General features: G+C 73.0%; 13 protein-coding genes. 7 read left to right on the top strand and 6 right to left on the bottom strand.

Features of this window, described 5'->3' with window-relative positions; translation table 11 throughout:
* Nucleotides 1-29 precede the first annotated feature (29 nt).
* From ACIQWA_RS02800 to ACIQWA_RS02810, 3 genes are read right to left on the bottom strand one after another with little or no spacing between them, the layout of a single operon-like run.
* Nucleotides 30-2,012, bottom strand: coding sequence for an acetyl/propionyl/methylcrotonyl-CoA carboxylase subunit alpha (locus ACIQWA_RS02800; protein ID WP_402477253.1), 1,983 nt, complete (start codon nt 2,010-2,012; stop codon nt 30-32).
* 8 nt (nt 2,013-2,020) lie between these two features.
* Nucleotides 2,021-3,619 (bottom strand): acyl-CoA carboxylase subunit beta, encoded by a 1,599-nt coding sequence (locus ACIQWA_RS02805; RefSeq protein WP_402477256.1) that lies wholly within the window; start codon nt 3,617-3,619, stop codon nt 2,021-2,023.
* Nucleotides 3,616-5,319 carry an acyclic terpene utilization AtuA family protein gene (locus ACIQWA_RS02810; RefSeq protein ID WP_402477259.1) on the bottom strand — a complete coding sequence of 568 codons (1,704 nt, stop codon included), beginning with the start codon at nt 5,317-5,319 and terminating at the stop codon, nt 3,616-3,618. Before ACIQWA_RS02810 ends, ACIQWA_RS02805 begins: the two co-directional genes overlap by 4 nt.
* Before the next feature lie 524 nt (nt 5,320-5,843).
* Here ACIQWA_RS02810 and ACIQWA_RS02815 point away from each other — a divergent pair.
* The 6 genes from ACIQWA_RS02815 to ACIQWA_RS02840 all read left to right on the top strand — a co-directional run bounded on the left by ACIQWA_RS02815 (nt 5,844) and on the right by ACIQWA_RS02840 (nt 12,690).
* Nucleotides 5,844-7,379 carry a hypothetical protein gene (locus ACIQWA_RS02815; RefSeq protein WP_402477261.1) on the top strand — a complete coding sequence of 512 codons (1,536 nt, stop codon included), beginning with the start codon at nt 5,844-5,846 and terminating at the stop codon, nt 7,377-7,379.
* 91 nt (nt 7,380-7,470) lie between these two features.
* Nucleotides 7,471-7,974 carry an N-acetyltransferase gene (locus ACIQWA_RS02820; protein WP_402477264.1) on the top strand — a complete coding sequence of 168 codons (504 nt, stop codon included), beginning with the start codon at nt 7,471-7,473 and terminating at the stop codon, nt 7,972-7,974.
* Entirely contained in the window at nt 7,967-8,737 is a 771-nt protein-coding gene (locus tag ACIQWA_RS02825; RefSeq protein WP_402477266.1) for a class I SAM-dependent methyltransferase, read from the top strand. Before ACIQWA_RS02820 ends, ACIQWA_RS02825 begins: the two co-directional genes overlap by 8 nt.
* 88 nt (nt 8,738-8,825) lie before the next feature.
* Nucleotides 8,826-9,569, top strand: a complete 744-nt coding sequence (locus ACIQWA_RS02830; RefSeq protein ID WP_402477269.1) for a class I SAM-dependent methyltransferase — start codon at nt 8,826-8,828, stop codon at nt 9,567-9,569.
* Nucleotides 9,570-9,782: 213 nt separating this feature from the next.
* The gene (locus ACIQWA_RS02835; protein ID WP_360243878.1) at nt 9,783-10,196 is read left to right on the top strand and encodes a VOC family protein; all 414 of its coding nucleotides are present in this window, start codon (nt 9,783-9,785) and stop codon (nt 10,194-10,196) included.
* Nucleotides 10,197-10,329: 133 nt separating this feature from the next.
* Nucleotides 10,330-12,690, top strand: a complete 2,361-nt coding sequence (locus ACIQWA_RS02840) for an ATP-binding cassette domain-containing protein (RefSeq protein ID WP_402477271.1) — start codon at nt 10,330-10,332, stop codon at nt 12,688-12,690.
* 47 nt (nt 12,691-12,737) lie between these two features.
* On the opposite strand, the gene ACIQWA_RS02845 is transcribed toward ACIQWA_RS02840, so the two are convergent.
* The 3 genes from ACIQWA_RS02845 to ACIQWA_RS02855 form a co-directional block, all read right to left on the bottom strand.
* The gene (locus tag ACIQWA_RS02845; RefSeq protein WP_402477274.1) at nt 12,738-13,343 is read right to left on the bottom strand and encodes a GNAT family N-acetyltransferase; all 606 of its coding nucleotides are present in this window, start codon (nt 13,341-13,343) and stop codon (nt 12,738-12,740) included.
* Nucleotides 13,344-13,419: 76 nt separating this feature from the next.
* Nucleotides 13,420-15,297, bottom strand: coding sequence for an endonuclease/exonuclease/phosphatase family protein (locus tag ACIQWA_RS02850; protein ID WP_402477276.1), 1,878 nt, complete (start codon nt 15,295-15,297; stop codon nt 13,420-13,422).
* A gap of 250 nt (nt 15,298-15,547) precedes the next feature.
* On the bottom strand, nt 15,548-16,444 hold the full coding sequence (locus tag ACIQWA_RS02855; RefSeq protein WP_402477867.1) for a Gfo/Idh/MocA family protein: 897 nt from the start codon (nt 16,442-16,444) through the stop codon (nt 15,548-15,550).
* A 298-nt stretch (nt 16,445-16,742) separates the two neighbouring features.
* Here ACIQWA_RS02855 and ACIQWA_RS02860 point away from each other — a divergent pair, with 298 nt between their 5' ends.
* A complete protein-coding gene (locus ACIQWA_RS02860) occupies nt 16,743-17,246 on the top strand; it encodes a hypothetical protein (protein ID WP_402477278.1) in 504 nt (167 codons plus the stop codon).
* The last annotated feature ends 3 nt before the right edge of the window (nt 17,247-17,249 follow it).

Here is a 17,249-nt window from a genome sequence, read left to right on the forward strand (position 1 = left end):
CTTCCGCGGTGCGGGTGGTCGGGCGGTACTCAGGCTTCTTCGGGGGACTTGACGACGGCGAGCAGGGCGCCGAGCCGGACCTGCTGGCCCGGGGTGACGCGCAGTTCCACCAGGGTGCCGTCGGCCGGGGCGGTGACGCGGTGCTCCATCTTCATCGCCTCCAGCACCAGCAGCGGCTGGCCCGCTGCCACGGTGTCTCCGACGGCGGCGCTGGTGCGCAGGACGGTGCCGGGCATCGGGGCGAGCAGGGCGCCCGGGTCGCTCTGGGCGGTGCGGTCGGGGAAGCGCGGCAGCACGGTGAGCGCGGTGCTGCCGGTCGGGGAGTCGACGTACATCTGGTCCCCGTAGCGGGCCACCTCGTAGCGTCGCTGCACCTCGCCCTCGCGCAGCAGGACGAACCCGGCCCCGGCCTCGACGAGTTCGACGTCCGGGTGGTCGACGGCCTCCAGGCCGCCCCTGGTCCGGCGGTAGCGGACCTCCAACTCGCCGCCGTCGGCAGCCCGGTAGCGCTTGGACTGGGGCTGGGAGGGCAGGTTGCGCCAGCCGGACGGCAGCGCGGTGCCGCGCTCGGCCGCGTCGGCGAGGGCGGCGGCCAGGGCGGCCCGCCCGGCGCCCCCGGCCTCGGGGGCGAGCAGCTCGGCCGCGTGCTCGGCCAGGAAGCCGGTGTGCAGCCGCCCGGCCAGGAAGGCCGGGTGCCGCAGCGCGCGGACCAGCAACTCCCGGTTGGTGGAGGGCCCGTGGATCCGGGCCCGGGCCAGCGCGTCGGCCAGCTTCCGGGCGGCGGCGGCCCGGGTCGGCGCCCGGACGATCACCTTGGCGAGCATCGCGTCGTAGTGCGGGCTGATCTCGCTGCCGGCCTCCACCCCGGAGTCCAGCCGCAGTTCGGAGTCGATCCGGAGTCCGGAGTCCCGCCACACCGCGTAGTCCGGCCGCAGTCCGTTGCCGCCGAACTCCTGGTGCTCCGAGGTCAGTTCGAGGCGGTGCAGCGTGCCGGTCGCGGGCTGCCAGTCCTTCGCCGGGTCCTCGGCGTACAGCCGGGCCTCGATCGCGTGCCCGGTGCTCGGCGGCGGCCCGCCCGCGGGCAGCTCCTCGCCCTCGGCGACGGCGAGTTGGAGCGCGACCAGGTCCAGGCCGGTGACCGCCTCGGTGACCGGGTGCTCGACCTGGAGCCGGGTGTTCATCTCCAGGAAGTAGAACCGGCCGTCCTCGGTGAGCAGGAACTCGGCGGTGCCGGCGCCGACGTAGCCGATCGCCCTGGCGGCGTCCGCGGCCGCGGCGTGCAACTCGGCCCGCACCCGCGGCGGCAGGCCGGGGGCCGGGGCCTCCTCGATCACCTTCTGGTGCCGCCGCTGCAGGGAGCAGTCGCGGTCGCCCACCGCCCACACCGTGCCGTGGGCGTCGGCCAGCAGCTGCACCTCCACGTGCCGGCCGCTGGGCAGGTAGCGCTCGCAGAACACCTCGTCCGAGCCGAAGGCCTTGGCCGCCTCGGCCCGGGCCGCCGCCAGCTCGGCGGGCAGGTCCGCCAGCCGTTCGACCACCCGCATGCCGCGGCCGCCGCCGCCCGCCGCGGCCTTCACCAGCACCGGCAGGTCGGCCTCGGTCGGCTCGGCCAGCGCGCCCAGCACCGGCACCCCGGCCTCGGCCATCAGCCGCTTGGCGGCCGTCTTGGAGCCCATCGCGGCGATCGCGGCCGGTGGCGGGCCGACCCACAGCAGGCCCGCGTCCAGCACCGCCCGGGCGAACTCCGCGCTCTCCGACAGGAATCCGTACCCCGGGTGGACGGCGTCCGCCCCCGCCCGCAGCGCGGCCCGGACGATCAGCTCGCCGCGCAGGTAGGTGTCCGCGGGCGCGGCGCCGGGCAGCCGCACGGCCGCGTCCGCCTCCCGTACGTGCGGGGCGCCGGCGTCCGGGTCCGAGTGGACGGCGGTGGTCGCGATGCCGAGCTCCCGGCAGGTGCGGAACACCCGGCGGGCGATCTCGCCGCGGTTGGCGACCAGCAGGTTGGTGATCATTTGACCTCTCACATCCGGAAGACGCCGTAGCCACGCGCGCCCTCGACCGGCGCGTTGTGGATCGCGGACAGACACAGGCCCAGCACCGTACGGGTGTCGCGCGGGTCGATCACGCCGTCGTCGTACAGCCGGCCGGACAGGAAGACCGGCAGCGACTCCGCCTCGATCTGCTGCTCGACCATCGCCCGGATCGCCGCGTCCGCGTCCTCGTCGTACGGCTGCCCCTTCGCCGCGGCCGACTGGCGGGCCACGATCGAGAGCACCCCGGCGAGCTGCTGCGGGCCCATCACCGCGGACTTGGCGCTCGGCCAGGAGAACAGGAAGCGCGGCTCGTAGGCCCGGCCGCACATGCCGTAGTGGCCCGCCCCGTACGAGGCGCCGAGCAGCACGGACAGGTGCGGGACCTTGGAGTTCGAGACGGCGTTGATCATCATCGCGCCGTGCTTGATGATGCCGCCCTGCTCGTAGTCCCGGCCGACCATGTAGCCGGTGGTGTTGTGCAGGAACAGCAGCGGGGTGTTCCGCTGGTTCGCCAACTGGATGAACTGGGCGGCCTTTTGCGACTCCGCGCTGAACAGCACGCCCTGGGCGTTGGCGAGGATGCCCACCGGGTAGCCGTGCAGCCGGGCCCAGCCGGTGGCCAGGCTGGTGCCGTACAGCGGCTTGAACTCGTCGAAGTCGGAGCCGTCGACGATCCGGGCGATCACCTCGCGCGGGTCGAAGGGCACCTTGAGGTCGCCCGGGACGATGCCCAGCAGCTCCTCCTCGTCGTACTTCGGCGGCTCGGCGGCGCGGTCCGGGTCCGGGCCCGGCTTGCGGTGCTCCAGCCGGGCGACGATCCGGCGGGCGATCCGCAGCGCGTCCGCCTCGTCCACCGCGAAGTGGTCGGCCAGGCCGGAGCTGCGGGCGTGCATCTCGGCGCCGCCCAGCGACTCGTCGTCGGCCTCCTCGCCGGTCGCCATCCTCACCAGCGGCGGGCCGCCGAGGAACACCTTGGCGCGCTCCTTGACCAGCACGGTGTGGTCCGACATCCCCGGCACGTAGGCGCCGCCGGCCGTCGAGTTGCCGAACACCACGGCCACGGTGGGGATCCCGGCCGCCGAGAGCCTGGTCAGGTCGCGGAACAGGGCGCCGCCCGGGATGAAGATCTCCTTCTGGCTGGGCAGGTCCGCCCCGCCCGACTCGACCAGGTTCACCAGCGGGAGCCGGTTCTGCAGCGCGATCTCGTTGGCCCGCAGGGCCTTCCGCAGCGTCCACGGGTTGCTGGCGCCGCCGCGCACCGTGGGGTCGTTGGCGGTGATCACGCACTCCACGCCCTCGACCACCCCGATGCCGGTGACCAGCGCGGCGCCCACCGGGTGGTCGCTGCCCCAGGCCGCCAGCGGGGACAGCTCCAGGAACGGCGAGTCCTGGTCCACCAGCAGCTCGATCCGCTCCCGGGCCAGCAGCTTGCCCCGCCTGCGGTGGCGCTCCACGTACTTGGGGCCGCCGCCTGCCAACGCCTTGGCGTGCTCGGCGTCCAGCTCCGCCAACTTGGCGACCATCGCGGCACGGTGCTCCGCGTACTCGGGCCCGGCCGGGTCGACGCGGGTGGGCAGGACGGTCACAGCAGGGCCTCCGGAATGTCGAGGTGGCGCGAGCGCAGCCACTCCCCCAGGGCCTTCGCCTGCGGGTCGAAGCGGTGCTGGGCCGCGACGCCCTCGCCGAGCAGGCCGGTGAGGGTGAAGTTGACGGCCCTGAGGTTCGGCAGCAGGTGCCGGGTGACGGGCAGGTCGGCGGTCTCGGGGAGCAGTTCGCGCATTCGGTCGACGGTGAGGGTGTGCGCCAGCCAGCGCCAGGCGTCCTCGGTGCGGGCCCAGACGCCCAGATTGGCGTCGCCGCCCTTGTCGCCGCTGCGGGCGCCGAGCACCCGGCCGAGCGGGGCGCGGCGGGTCGGGCCCGGGGGCAGGGGTGCGGGCAACTCATTCACTACAGCGGCGACTTGGCTGGTGACGGGGGCGGGCGGAACGACGATCCGGCGACCGTCCGGCAGGACGGCGGTGTGCTCGACCAGCTCGGCGTCCAGGTACGCGGCGGTGAACACCCCGTACGGGGCGCCCGGGCCGGGCGGGGCGGTGAGGTGGAAGCCCGGATACCCGGCGAGACCCAACTCCACGGCGGCCTTGCCGAGTTCACGGCCGACCTTGGCCGGATCCCGGTCCCGGGCGGTCAGCCGGAGCAGGGCGGACGCGGCCTCCTCGGTGTCGGCGTCCGGATGGTCGGTGCGGGCGAGGGTCCAGCGCAGCTCGGCCGGACGGGCCTCGGGCGGCAGGGCGGCGGCGAACTGCCGTCGTACCAGGGCGGCCTTGGCCTCGATGTCCAGGCCGGTCAGCACGAAGACCACCTCGTTGCGGTGGCCGCCCAGCCGGTTCAGGCCGACCTTGAGGGTCGGCGGCGGGGCCTCGCCGCGTACGCCGTCGATCCGCACCCGGTCCGGGCCCTCCTCGGTGAGCCGCACGGAGTCCAGCCGGGCGGTCACGTCGGGGCCGAGGTAGTGCGCTCCGCCGGTCTCGTACAGGAGTTGGGCGGTGACCGTGCCGATCGTGACGGCCCCGCCCGTCCCGGGGTGCTTGGTGATCACGCTGGAGCCGTCGGCGTGCAGTTCGGCCAGCGGGAAGCCCGGGCGGTCCACGTCGTGCTCGCCGAAGAAGGCGTAGTTGCCGCCGGTCGCCTGCGCCCCGCACTCCAGCACGTGCCCGGCCACCACCGCCCCGGCCATGGCGTCCAACTCGCCCTGGCCCCAGCCGAAGTGGGCGATCGCCGGGCCGGTCACCAGTGCGGCGTCCGTCACCCGCCCGGCCACCACCACGTCCGCCCCCGCTCCGAGACAGGCGGCGATGCCGAACCCGCCCAGGTAGGCATTGGCGGCCAACAGGCCGTCGGGCAGGCCGAGTTCCTCCCGGCGCGGCAGCAGGTCGTCCCCCTCGACGTGGGCGACGGCGGTCGGCACGCCCAGGCGCTGCGCCAACTCCCGCAATCGCTCCGCGAGTCGGGCCGGATTGAGGCCCCCCGCGTTCACCACGATCCGGACACCCCGGTCCCGGGCCAGGCCCAGGCACTCCTCCATCTGCCGCAGGAACGTCCGGGCGTACCCGAGCGACGGGTCCCGCAGCCGGTCCCGCGCCAGGATCAGCATGGTCAACTCGGCGAGGTAGTCCCCGGTGAGCACGTCCAACGGCCCACCCGTCAGCATCTCCCGCACCGCCGCGAACCGGTCCCCGTAGAACCCCGAGGCATTGCCGACCCGCAGCACCGATCCTCCGCGCACCAAAGCGCCTCCCCTACCGGCCTGTTGACGCCACCCGTCACGAGCGCCGTCGGGCAGCAGCGTGGCACCGGGCCGAGAAAAAAGCAATCATGCCTGCTTGTTTTTCCGCCGCACGGGAGACTGCGCGCCGGCTCTCGGTTTCGGCCGCCGGGGGCTCTGTTCGGGCCAGTCATCCGGGAACGCGGCTCCCGGACCGCCCGCCGGGACGATGCTGTGGGTGCTGCCCCGCGTGGCCGCACGGCCACGGGAGACGGCCCGCCCGACCGAGATACTAGGGCCCGTCTTCAAACCCCCGTCGTTCGCCCGGAGGGCGGGCGGGGCGGCGTTGGGGTGCGTGCATCGCAAGGCGGAGGAGGGAGCCCAATGCAGCGCATTGGCGACCGACGACAACGCGGCGAGGTGCGTGCCCCAGCGTCGCCCCGCAGGCGGGGGTTTGAAGACGGGCCCTAGCACCGCCAGCACCGAGCCTCGACTGCGCGCCTTCTGCCGCATCGTGTGAAGCGCCGGAGTAGGGAGTCCTGATCGTGCCGTCCTTGCTGAACTACGCCATCCTCACCGATCCCACCACGCTCTCGGCGTCGCAGCCCGGGGCACCGTCCGTGGGAACGGTGTACGTGATCGTCTCCAACACCCACCAGTCCCAGGTGCGGTGGGATTTCATCGACGTGGAGATACCGGTCGGCAACGGCCCCGACGACCTGACGGGCGACCCCACGGCGATCAGCGCGAGCATCGAGAAGGACTACACCGTCAACCGGGAGCCGGAACCGGCGTTCGACTGGGACAAGACGCTCGGCCGCTTCCGGGCGCACGACCCCTCCGGGGGGAGGCTGACCCTGCCGGACGCGGAGTCGCTGGTCCTGAAACTGGAGAACATCCCGGTCTCCGACCTGGCGGGGCTGGTCCGGCTGAAGATCCACGAGCGCTCCGGCGGCGGCGACGACAACCTCCCCGTGCGGCGGGCGACCTTCACCACCACGCTCGGGCTGGTGAAGCAGGCACCGAGGACCCCCCGCAACTTCCGCCCGGAGCGGAGCTCCCTGGTCGACGTGGACGCGGGCCAGAACGTCGTGCTGGCGTGGGAGGGCCCGGACAACCTCGACTACTGGATCCGCGATCCGCGCGGGAACGAGGTGCTCGTCCAGTCGGCGGCCCAAGGGCCGCAGGTGACCCAGCGGTCCTACAGCTGGTCGCCCCCCGCCGCGCCGAGGCGGGGCACCACCTACACGCTCGTCGCCGGGACGACCACCGCCGCGCAGCAGCACCAGGGGTACTTCCTCACCACCACGGTCCACGCGCTCGTCCCCGAGTACGACAGCGGGACACGCACCCCGTGGGTCGAGCAGGCGCCGAGCAGGAGCCGGGTCGCCTTCTCCGCGACCGGGGTGGAGGTCCACGACGGGACCGGCGCCCCGGGATCCGTCCTGGCCGACAAGGTCGACGCGGACCGCGTGAACGCCAGGACGGTGCACGGCCGCGACGCCGGCGACGGATGGATCGACTTCCCGCAGGGCGGCGTGCACGTGCACAAGGAGGGCAAGCAGGACCGGGGGACGGTCTGGGCCGACCGGGCCGACGTGAACGGCGTGAAGACCGCGTGGGTACAGGGGCCGGACGACAGCGACGGGTGGATCGAGTTCCCGCCGAACGGGCTGAACGTGTTCCACGGCCAGGGAAGGGCCTGGGGGACGGTCTGGGCCGACCGGGCCGACCTGAACGGCGTGACCACGCACTGGGCGGAGGGACCGGACGGGAAGAAGAGCCGCATCGCCTTCACCGAAACGGGCGTGAAGATCACCGACCCCGAGAAGAAGCGGGGCACCGTGGTCGCCGGCGAGACCAACGTGCGCAGCGTGGTCACCCCCTGGGTGTCGGGGCCGCAGGCCGGAGCGGGATGGATCTCCTTCCCGAACGAGGGGGTGGACGTGCACCGGGACGGAGAGGTCTCCTTCGGCAGGATTCGCTACGCCTCCTACAAGGAATCGCAGACGGTGAACGACCGCCCCGTGCACCGCAGGCTGCCCCCGTACGAGTGGCCGCCGCCGAAGTCCGGGGAGTGAGGCGGGACTTGTGGACCAGGCCAGGCCCTGCCCCGGCCGCGGGTGAGTTATCCGCTGGGTTCGCGGTCGGTTCGCGGATAGCCTCGGCGGCATGACCTGGCTTCCTGCTGACTTCGTCCACCCCGTCCATGTGCCGCTGCTGGACGGGGCGTACCACCTGCGGCCGATCCGGGAGGCCGACGCGCCGATGGACTATCCGGCGGTGATGGGGTCGCGGGAGCGGCTGTTCGGGATGTTCGGGCCGGCCTGGGGGTGGCCGGCCGAGACGATGACGGCCGAGGCGAACCGGGTGGACCTGGCCCGGCACGAGCGGGAGATCGCCGCGCACCAGTCGTTCAACTACGTGCTGCTGGACGCGGCCGAGACGGCGGTGCGCGGGTGCGTGTACATCGATCCGCCGGAGCGGGTCGGGGCGGACGGCGAGATCGCCTGGTGGGTGGTGGACGAGCTGGTCGGCGGCGAGGTGGAGCGGGCGCTGGACGCGCTGGTGCCGCGGTGGATCGCCGCGCAGTGGCCGTTCCGGCAGCCGCGGTTCCTGGGGCGCGACCTCGGCTGGGAGGAGTGGCTGGCCCTGCCGGAGGCTCCGGGTGCCTGAGCGCGCGCTGAGTTTCGGGACGGTGGCGGCGGCCTACGAGCGCTACCGGCCGGGGTATCCGGCGGAGCTCTTCGACCTGGTCGCGGAGTACGCGGCGGTGCAGGCGGGCGGGCCGGTGCGGACGGCGCTGGAGATCGGGGCCGGAACGGGCAAGGCCACCCGGCTGTTCGCCGGGCGCGGCGTCGCCGTGACCGCGACCGAGCCGGACCCCGCCATGCTCGCCGAGCTGCGCCGGCACGCCCCGGGGAACGTCCGGACGGTGCGGGCCGCGTTCGAGGAGCTGCCGCCGGACGGCCCGTACGACCTGGTGTACGCGGCGGCGGCACTGCACTGGACCGACCCGGTGGGCCGGTGGCGGCGGGTGGCCGAACTGCTGCGCCCGGGCGGTGTGTTCGCCTGCTTCGGCGGGCCCGTCCAGCTGGCCGACCCCGAACTGGCGGAGGCCGTACGGGTGGTGCGGGCGCCGTTCCTGGCGAGCGATGACGTGCCGTCCCCGGACGGCACGCCGCCGGAGCGGGCGTTGCAGTGGCCGGGCACCGAGCTGCGCCGCTCCGAGTGGTTCGACCAGGCGCAACAGCTGGTGCAGCCACGGCGGTTGACGATGGCTGCGGCGGAGTACCTCGGCCATCTGTCGACGGTCTCGGCCTATCTGCTGCTGCCGGAGGACACCCGGGCGGAGGTGTTCCGCCGGATCCTGACGGTGCTGCCGGAGCGGGTCGCACTGGAGGCGGACATCACCGTCCACCTCGCGCGGCGCCGCTGATTCGTGGCTTCCGCCAGTACGACGGCGCGTCAGGCTCCGCCAGACTTCCCAGCACAGCACAGGGCTGCGCACACGGGAGGACGACACGATGAGCGTGCAGCAGTACGACCTGATCGGTGAGGCGTTCGAGGGGTTCAAGGCACTGCCGCTGACCCGCTACGGCGAGGTGCCGAGCGTGCTCGGCCTGGTCGGGGACGTCCGTGGCAGGAGCGTCCTGGACCTCGCCTGCGGCACCGGCTTCTACAGCCGGGAGCTGCGCCGGCGCGGCGCGGCGGACGTGCTCGGGGTAGACATCTCCACCGAGATGGTCGCCGCCGCCCGGTCGTTCGAGGAGCGCGACCCGCTCGGGGTGCGCTACGAGGTCGGCGACGTGGCCGAACTTCGGGAGCTGGAGCGGCAGTTCGACGTGGCGCTGGCGGTGCAGTGCCTCAACTACGCGGAGGACCGGGCCGCCCTGGACCGGATGTGTCGCAACATCCACCGCAGCCTGCTGCCGGGCGGGGAGCTCGTCGTCTTCGCCCAGAAGCCGGACTACGCCTTCGACTGCCTCACCCTGGAGCAGTACGGCTTCCGCTGCGAGCCGACCGGCGAGCAGGGTGAGATCGGACCGCGGGTGCGGGTCACCGCGCTCCTCGACCCCCGGCCGATCAGCATCCTCGGCACCGTCCCGCGCCGCGAGGTCTACGAGGAGGCGCTGCGGGCGGCCGGGTTCACCGGGCTGGAGTGGGTGCCGCTGCGGATCTCCGAGGAAGGCCTGCGCGAGTACGGCGAGGAGTTCTGGGCGGACGTGCTCGCCCACCCGCCACTGGAGATGCTGCGCTGCCGCGCCTGAGCAGCCGCGCGAGCCGCACGACCGAGCCCGACGGCCCGGCCCCCGGACACCGGTCCGCACGGGGGGCGGGCCGTCGGGCCGTCGGGCTGTCCGGGCCATCGGCCTGTCCGGGCCGTCCGGGCCGTCCGGGCCGTCCGGGCCGTCCGGGCCGTCCGGGGAGGCGATCAGTTTTCGAGAAGCGCCCGCCCGGGGACCGCGCCTAGCGTTGCAGTCATGAACGACATCAGCATTCACTGGACCTTCCTCCCCCACACCGACCCGGAGGCCTCGCTGGCCTTCTACCGCGACCTGCTCGGCTTCGAGGTCCGCAAGGACGTCGGCGGCGGCCCGATGCGGTGGATCACCGTCGGTCCCGCCGACCAGCCCGACGTGTCGCTGGTGCTCGAGCCGCCGTTCGCGGACCCGGGCATCACCGAGGACGAGCGGCGTACCATCACCGAGATGATGGCCAAGGGGACGTACGCGCGGGTGGTGCTCGCCACCGCCGACCTGGACGCGGTGTTCGACCGGTTGAAGTCCGGCGGCGCCGAGCTCGTCCAGGAGCCGACCCTGCAGCCGTACGGCATCCGCGACTGCGCCTTCCGCGACCCGGCGGGCAACATGGTCCGCTTCAACGAAGTCCGCTGACCCCTCCCCGGGCCCGACCCGGCCACGACCGGCCGGGGCGGGCCCGGGGCGCCGACCGAAGAGCCCCGAAGAGCCACCGAAGAACCGCCGAGAAGCCACCGAGAAGCCACAGAGACACGGAGCGAACAGAACGATGGCCGAGCCGCACGCCGCCGACAGCCACGACCTGATCCGCGTGCACGGGGCACGCGAGAACAACCTCAAGGACGTCAGCGTCGACATCCCCAAGCGCCGTCTGACGGTGTTCACCGGGGTGTCCGGCTCCGGCAAGAGCTCGCTCGTCTTCGACACCATCGCCGCCGAGTCCCAGCGGCTGATCAACGAGACCTACAGCGCCTTCGTCCAGGGCTTCATGCCGACCCTGGCCCGCCCCGAGGTGGACGTCCTGGAGGGCCTGACCACCGCGATCCTGGTCGACCAGCAGCGGATGGGCGCCGACCCGCGCTCCACCGTCGGCACCGCGACCGACGCCAACGCGATGCTGCGGATCCTGTTCAGCCGGCTGGGCACGCCGCACATCGGCTCCCCCAAGGCCTTCTCCTTCAACGTCCCGTCGATCAGCGGCGCCGGCGCGGTGACCGTGGAGCGCGGCGGCAGGACGGTCAAGGAGCGGCGCAGTTTCAGCATCACCGGCGGCATGTGCCCGCGCTGCGAGGGCCGGGGCAGCGTCTCCGACATCGACCTCACCCAGCTGTACGACGACACCAAGTCGCTCACCGAGGGCGCGATCCTGATCCCCGGCTGGAAGCCGGACAGCTGGTGGACGGTCGGGGTCTACGCCAACTCGGGCTTCCTGGACGCGGACAAGCCGATCCGCAGGTACACCAAGAAGGAGCTCCAGGACTTCCTGTACCGGGAGCCGACCAAGGTCAAGGTCAACGGGGTCAACCTGACCTACGAGGGCCTGGTCCCCAAGCTCCAGAAGTCCATGCTGTCCAAGGACAAGGAGGCGCTGCAGCCGCACATCCGGGCCTTCGTGGAGCGCGCCGTCACCTTCACCGCCTGCCCGGAGTGCGGGGGCACCCGGCTGAGCGAGGCCGCCCGCTCCTCGAAGATCGGCGGTGTCAGCATCGCCGACGCCTGCGCGATGCAGATCAGCGACCTCGCGGACTGGGTCCGGGCGCTGGACGAGCCCTCGGTGGCGCCACTGCTCGACGCGCTGCGGCAGGCGCTGGACGCCTTCGTCGAGATCGGCCTCGGCTACCTCTCGCTGGACCGCCCCTCCGGCACCCTGTCGGGCGGCGAGGCGCAGCGGGTGAAGATGATCCGCCACCTGGGCTCCTCGCTCACGGACACCACGTACGTCTTCGACGAGCCCACCACCGGGCTGCACCCGCACGACATCAGCCGGATGAACGACCTGCTGCTGCGGCTGCGGGACAAGGGCAACACGGTGCTGGTGGTGGAGCACAAGCCGCAGACCATCGCGATCGCGGACCACGTGGTCGACCTCGGCCCCGGGGCGGGTGCGGCGGGCGGCTCGGTGTGCTTCGAGGGCAGCGTGGCCGGGCTGCGCCGGAGCGGCACCGTCACCGGCCGGCACCTGGCGGACCGGACGGCGCTGCGGGAGGAGGTCCGTAAGCCCACCGGCTCGCTGGCGATCCGCGGCGCGAACAGCCACAACCTGCGGAACGTGGACGTGGACGTCCCGCTCGGGGTGCTGACCGTGGTGACGGGGGTGGCGGGCTCGGGGAAGAGTTCGCTGATCCACGGCTCGATCCCGCCGAGCGAGGGCGTGGTCTCGGTCGACCAGGGGGCGATCAAGGGCTCCCGGCGCAGCAACCCGGCGACCTACACCGGGCTGCTGGAGCCGATCCGCAAGGCCTTCGCCAAGGCGAACGGCGTGAAGCCGGCCCTGTTCAGCGCCAACTCGGAGGGCGCCTGCCCGACCTGCAACGGCGCCGGCGTGGTCTACACCGACCTGGCGATGATGGCCGGGGTGGCCACCACCTGCGAGGACTGCGAGGGCAAGCGCTACCAGGCCGCGGTGCTGGAGTACCGGCTGGGCGGCCGGGACATCAGTGAGGTGCTGGCGATGTCGGTGACCGAGGCGGAGGAGTTCTTCGGCGACGGCGAGGCGAAGCTGCCGGCCGCGCACCGGATCCTGGAGCGGCTCGCCGACGTCGGCCTGGGCTACCTCAGCCTCGGGCAGCCGCTGACCACGCTGTCCGGCGGTGAGCGGCAGCGGTTGAAGCTGGCCACCCACATGGCGGACAAGGGCGGGGTCTACGTCCTGGACGAGCCGACCACCGGGCTGCACCTGGCGGACGTCGAGCAGCTGCTCGGGCTGCTGGACCGGCTGGTGGACTCCGGCAAGTCGGTGATCGTGATCGAGCACCACCTGGCGGTGATGGCGCACGCCGACTGGATCATCGACCTCGGGCCGGGCGCCGGGCACGACGGCGGGCGGGTGGTCTTCGAGGGCACCCCGGCCGAGCTGGTCGCGGCCCGCTCGACGCTGACCGGCGAGCACCTCGCGGAGTACGTGAAGTGAACCGCCGGGTGGCCCGGTAGGGCGGGTCCTGTGGATCAGGCGGCGCCCTACCCCAGCGGGAGGACCATCTCCAGGATCCGGGCCCGCTCGTCCAGCACGTACGGCGTCTCGCCACCGGTGTAGGTGAAGCCGCGCCGCCGGTAGAAGGCGGCGGCGCGGTCGTTCGCCTCGTGGACGCCCAGCAGCATCCACTCGGCGCCGCCCTCCCGGGCCCAGGCGATCACCGCGTCCAGCAGGGCGTCGGCGACGCCGCGCTCGCGGCCGCGGTGCGCCGGGTCGACCCAGACGCCGATCAGGTCGACGGTCGCGGTCTTGCGGCTGGGGATCGAGAGCATGGTGGCGACCCACCGGTCGTCCGCGTCCACGGCGACCAGGCCGATCCGGCCGGGCTCGTTCAGCCAGTCCGTGCGGGCCCGCCAGTTGCCCTCGCCCTGGAGCAGCGCGTACGCGTGGGTCTCGCCGAAGGCCAGCGGGGTGTCGAGGAGTTGGGCCAGCCGGATGGTGCGCAGCCGCTCCCAGTCGTCCGGTCCGATCCGCTCGATCCGGTACTCCGGGCGGGCCGTGGCCTCCGCACCCGCCGAACCTGCCGCACCCGCCGGGCCTGCCGGGCCTTCCGGGCCGTCCGCACCTGCCGCGTCCGCCGTACCCGCCATGCCCGCCCCCGTCACGCGATGCCGCCTCCGCCGCCGGCGGTCGCCGACGACGGAGGCAGGATAGCCGCGGCTCGGGTCAGGGCCTGAGGCGGACCACCTGCGGGTCGTGGTCGCTGGCCTGCTGGGCGAACTCGGCGTTGATGTGCACCACGTCGTACTTGGCGTGGCCGAGCTCGGGGCTGACCAGGACGTGGTCGAGCACCTGGGAGTTGCCCTGGTAGACGTACGAGTACTGCTCGGTCTCCGGCAGCTCGTTGACCAGGTCGCGCAGCACGCCGCCCTTGGTGAGCGCGGCCAGCGCGGGCGAGAACTGGTAGTCGTTGAAGTCGCCGAGCGAGACGATCCTGGCCTGCTTGTCGGCGGCCAGCAGTCCGGCGACGAAGGCCTGCTCGACGGTGGCCTGCTGAACCCGCTGCACCTCGGAGCTGCGGGTCGGGGCCTGAAAGCGGCTGTCGATGCCCTGGTCGCCGCCCTTGCTGTTGAAGTGGTTGGCGATCACGAAGACCTTCTGGCCACGGAAGACGAACTGGCCGACCAGCGGCTTGCGGCTGTTGGTCCAGGCGTCGTCGGTGGGCGCGATCCGGCCGGGCGAGGCGGTGAGCGCGGTGGCGGCGCCGGTGCCGGTGACGCCGACGGCGGTGGTGGCGCTGCCGCCGGGGATGTCGGTGAAGGAGACCCGCTGGGGGTTGAACAGGAAGACCTGGCGGATGTTGCCGCCGGGCTCGCCGCCGTCCTTGCCGTCCTGGGGGTCGACCGAGCGCCAGTCGTAGGCGGGGCCGCCGGCCGCCTTGATCGCGGCGAGGAACTTGGCGACGGTCTGGCTCGCGTCGACGGTGCCGTCGCTCTTGGCGCCGTTGTTGTCCTGGATCTCCTCCAGGGCGACGATGTCGGGCGAGCGCAGGTTGGTGACGACGCCCTGGGCCAGCTGGGCGAACTTGGCGTCCGGGTTGGTGGCGGCCAGGTTCTCCACGTTGTAGGTGGCGACGGTGAGTTCGCGCTCGCTCGCCTGCGGGGTGACCTCGCGCTGGAGGTGGTTGTCCTTGAGGGTGCCGAGGGTGCCGGCCACCAGGGTGTAGCCGCCGAAGGCGTTGTAGTCCAGCGGGCCGGTGGTGGTGCCGGTCAGCTCGTCGCCGACGTTGGCCACCGGGAAGGGCTGCTGGGTGACGGCGGCCTGCTGCTGCACCATCAGGCGGCCGACGTTGGGCTCGCGGTAGGACTCGTAGAGCACCCCGCCGCGCTTGCTGCGCTGGTCCTGCCGGTCGGCGGCGACCCAGAGCTCGTTGTACTTGTCGGTCGCCTGTATCACCCGGACGTCCTTGACCTGGACGAGCATGCCCTCCAGCGACTCGTAGAAGTCCAGGGTGTACTTCTCCGGGTCGAGCCGCCCGGCGTCGATGCTGCCGTCGGGCCCGGCCGGCGGGGCGTAGCTGCCGGGGATGTTGCGGGTGTCCACCACCACGGGGGCGGGCAGCGGGTTGCCGGCGGAGAGCACGGTGACGGCGGGGCCGGTGAGCTCGGTGACGGACTGCGAACCGCCCGAGTAGTTCGGGTAGTACTCGGTGACCTTGCCGCTGACCAGCACCGAGTCGCCGACCTTCACGGTCGGGTTTGCGCCGGTGAAGACGAAGATGCCCTCACTGGTGGCCGGGTCGGCGTCCGGGTTCGGGTCCTGCAGCCAGAATCCCTTGGAACTGCCGTACGCGCGCACGCCGGTGACGATTCCGGGCACGCCGGTGACCGGCTTTCCGGCCTGCGGGGAGACCCGGGTGGTGCCCTGGATGTCGTGGATCCGCAGCGGCCCGGCCTCGGTGGGCGCGGGCGGGGCGGCGGCCGCGCCGGCCGCGACGGCGGACGGCAGAGGGACGAGCACCAGCGAGACGGCGAGTGCGGCCGGGGCGACGGCGGCGCGCAACAGGGCGGCTCTGCGGGGGCGGGGTGCGGGGGCGGTGGTCACCGGGGCATGGCTCCTAGCTCGGGCAGCGGACGCTACTCGTGTAGAAGGAAGGTCGGAGAGAGCGGGGGACGGCTCCCGTTCCCCCGCGGCGCCCTCAAGATACGCGCGTAGAAAATGCCCCGACAAGACCTCGTCAATGAACTGTCGGTTCCGGCCCGATGACCTGCGGAAGCGTCGATTCGGTTGTCTCCCAGGCTCCTTCCAGCCCGCTCCCAGCAATCCCCCGGTTCGACCGGGGCTCTGCCCGGCGCTACCCGATCCGTTCCACGATCAGCTCGCACAACTCGTGGGTGCGCAGCGCGTCGTGGGCGTCCAGGGTCTTCCCGGCCCGGACGGCGTCCAGGAAGCCCAGCACGCACTGCTCGATCCCGCGCTGACGGGCCACCGGCACCCAGTCGCCGCGCCGCCGGACGGTGGGCTGGCCGCGGTGGTCGATCACCTCGGCGAGGTTGCGCACCTCCCGCTTGGAGTCGCCGCCGGAGACCTCCAGCACCTCCTCGGTCGAGCCGGAGACCCGGTTCATGATGCCGAGCGCAGTGAAGCCCTCCCCGCCGAGCGTCAGCACCACGTGCTCCACCAGGCCCTCGCGGTCCTTGCGGGCCCGGACGTCCACCTGCTCGATCTCGCCCGGTACCAGGAACCGCAGGGTGTCCACCACGTGCACGAAGTCGTCGAAGACCAGCGACCGGGCGGCCTCGGGCAGGCCCTCGCGGTTCTTCTGCAGCACGATCAGGTCGCGCGGACGCTCCAACGCCTGGACGTAGCCGGGGGCGTGGCGCCGGTTGAAGCCGACCATCAGCGAGCGGCCGGTCCGGTCGGCGAGGTCGACCAGCCGACGGGCGCCGTCCACGGTGTAGTCGAGCGGCTTGTCCACGTACACGTCCACCCCGGCGCCCAGCAGCCGCTCGACGATCGGCACGTGTTGGTCGGTGGCCGCGTGCACGAAGGCGGCCCGGATGCCGCTGTCGATCAGCGCGCCCAGGTCGGTGAACCGGCTTGCGGCGTCGATCCGGTGGGCCTCCCCCAGCCGGTCCAGCTTGGCCCGGTCCCGGGTCATCAGGCGCAGGTCCAGCCCGGGCAGGGCGGTGAGCACCGGCAGGTACGCCTTCTGCGCGATGTCGCCGAGGCCGATCACCCCGACCGGCAGCGGGCCGGCGGGGTCGGCGGGGACGACGGTCGAGGTCATGGGGGCTCCTGGAGTGCGGCCGGTCATGGTTCCCGCCACCCTACGCGGTCCGCCGCACGGCGGTTCGGGCACGATCCCGCCCGCCGTCCCACCGGGGCGGGGGCACGGGGAGGGGGCACGGGGGTGGGGCGGGGGTCGCCGTTGGCGGTCATGCCCGGGCGGGCATGACGCGATAGCGGAATTGGTCTTGGCGGGGGCGGACCGGCCGGTCATAGCGTCGAGGGAGTTCGCAGCAGGGTTCTCCACGAAGGGGTCCACCATGGCCACCACCGCAAGCAGCAACAGGTACCTGACGGCCCGGAGGTTCGTCGCCGCCTCGCTGGCCACCGCCGCGATCGGCCTCGCCGCCGTGGGCAGCGCGGACGCCGACGCCCCGCGGCGGGGCCGGGTCGAGGTGCTCGAACTCCAGGTCCGGAACGACCAGTACGAGGCCCTGGACCTCGGCCCGGCCGGGCCGAGCCTGGGCGACCAGGACGTCTACTCCGGCGGCGCCGTCCAGGACGGCCGCGAGGTCGGCCGCGGCGGCGGCACCTGCCAGGTGGTCCAGATCCACGGTGCGGAGGTCACCAAGCACTGCCTGCTCACCATCGAGGTCCAGGGCGGCTCGCTGACGATGCAGTCGCTCTGGACGAACGGATCGGGCGTCCCGCTCGACATGGCGGTCACCGGCGGTACGGGCGCCTACGGCAGTGCGCGCGGCACGGCCCGGTTCTGGGAGATCGGTACGCCGAACGAGCGGGCCCGGGTCGAGATCCAGCGCTGATCC

The organism is Kitasatospora sp. NPDC098652 (assembly GCF_044760155.1).
Lineage (GTDB): Bacteria > Actinomycetota > Actinomycetes > Streptomycetales > Streptomycetaceae > Kitasatospora.